Here is a 1,717-nt window from a genome sequence, read left to right on the forward strand (position 1 = left end):
GATATATGCCGATGGCACTCTTGCTAATGCGCAACAAGTTCAATGGCTGTATCAACCCGGAGAGATAACGCCTACCGCGCGCTATCAACAGGGTAAACTGCACTATGTGGTCACCGACCACCAAGGAACTCCGCGAGAGATATTCAGTGAAGGCGGACAAGCCAGTTGGGCAGGACGGTTGAATACGTGGGGCCAAATGCAGTTTTGGCGTTACCGCGAGGGCAAGGCGGAGAATGACCCTAATTACACCGAATGTCCTTTTCGCTTTGCGGGGCAATATGAAGATGAAGAAAGTGGCTTGTATTATAATCGCTTTCGCTATTATGATAAGGAGACTGGGCAGTATCTTTCCCCAGACCCCATAGGGTTATTGGGTGGGCTGAATCCCTATGGGTATGTGCATTGTCCGACGGGGTGGGTTGATCCGTTTGGGTTGGCGTGTTGTCCACCACCAAAAATAAAAGCTACACAAATCGGATTAAGAAACCCTAAACAGATTGATGGTATGAAAAAAGATATGCTTGACGGCACTTTTGATTTTTCACTTCCCAAAAATCAAGTTGGTGGCTTTGTAGATTCCAATGGAATTTATTATATGGGGGAAGGGCATCATAGAATGGTTGCAGCTCAAGAAATATATAAAGAAACAGGCGATGCTAAATAGATTAATAAATTAATAGAAAATGGTTCATGGACAAGAACAAATTCACCACCAACTGATGCCAGAGCTATGCCATCCAGAAGTTTCTTTAGTAATTTAAGAAACAAATTAGGATTTTAAGAATGAGAAAAATAAATATATATTCAAATATGTTATGGAAGTCATTATCTTATATAAGAAATGTGCAAACACACTCTTGCTTTAGAAAAGCCTTTGATAAGTCTTGTTATATGGAGGCTGAGCTATTACATAATATTGTTATATCTCTTCCTGAAGAAGAAATGACTGAACATGATATATTTTTTTTAAATAGTCATGCGCGATTCTATTTGGAAAATGCTGACAAAAGAAAATGTACAAATTATTTTTCTCATGAAGATGATATAAAAAGGCTATTTAGTCTCGTTCCTGAGCACTTGAAAGAAAAACTTGAATGGAATGGCCCAGAATAATATTTTGAGTAATTAAATCTAGCCGGAAAGATCCCGAGAACTTCCGGCTGACTTATTTTTAAGGGTTGCTCAGTTGTGCTAGCTCAGTCTCCCCTTTAGTCGTTGGTATATTTCCGCATCAGCTCGCGCATGGTGTGTTTGATGGCACTGAGTTGCGCTTGCTGTTAGTATTGCAGCTTAATTGTTCGAATGCTTTCACTATCGGATATCAATACTAAACTCTCGTTTAAGATGAACGTATTAATGGACAAGAGATTGTTCATCAATGGAATGAAGCTGATAATACGCTGGCATTGACCCGTTTTGGTGAGCGGGAGTTGCATTATGCTTTTGGGGCGCTGGGGGAGTTAACTTCACTGCAAGTCAATCAGCATGCACCACTTCAATTCAGCTACAACGCAGTAGGACAAGAGTATTTACGCCGTAGTCACGCTGGATTTGTCAATTCCAGTCACTATACGGCCACCGGTTTACTGGCTCATCAACGAGCAGGGCGAGGCACCGAACAGTTTTTACAATCGATACAAGCCCATCCCCAACAACCGCCATTTTGTACGGATGTGCACCGCAGTTATCAATATGATCGCGCTTATAATGTGGTGGG

The 1,717-nt window shown here is 41.5% G+C and carries 3 protein-coding genes; all 3 read left to right on the top strand.

Going from position 1 to position 1,717, the window contains the following annotated elements; all coding sequences use genetic code 11:
- Window positions 1-664: RHS repeat domain-containing protein (locus tag AACV01_RS05050; RefSeq protein WP_272927276.1), on the top strand; the 664-nt coding region annotated here is incomplete at its 5' end.
- A gap of 119 nt (window positions 665-783) precedes the next feature.
- Entirely contained in the window at window positions 784-1,113 is a 330-nt protein-coding gene (locus AACV01_RS05055) for a hypothetical protein (protein WP_161682517.1), read from the top strand.
- Between the two features lie 317 nt (window positions 1,114-1,430).
- A partial coding sequence (locus AACV01_RS05060; RefSeq protein ID WP_339382632.1) for a hypothetical protein occupies window positions 1,431-1,717 on the top strand: 287 nt, incomplete at its 3' end.

It is taken from the genome of Proteus sp. G2609 (assembly GCF_963896135.1).
Classification (GTDB): Bacteria; Pseudomonadota; Gammaproteobacteria; order Enterobacterales; family Enterobacteriaceae; genus Proteus; species Proteus mirabilis.

What these genes read in the sequence shown, in the direction of transcription:
- AACV01_RS05055 (WP_161682517.1), top strand. Translation starts at nt 784, where the DNA reads ATGAGAAAAATAAATATATATTCAAATATGTTATGGAAGTCATTATCT.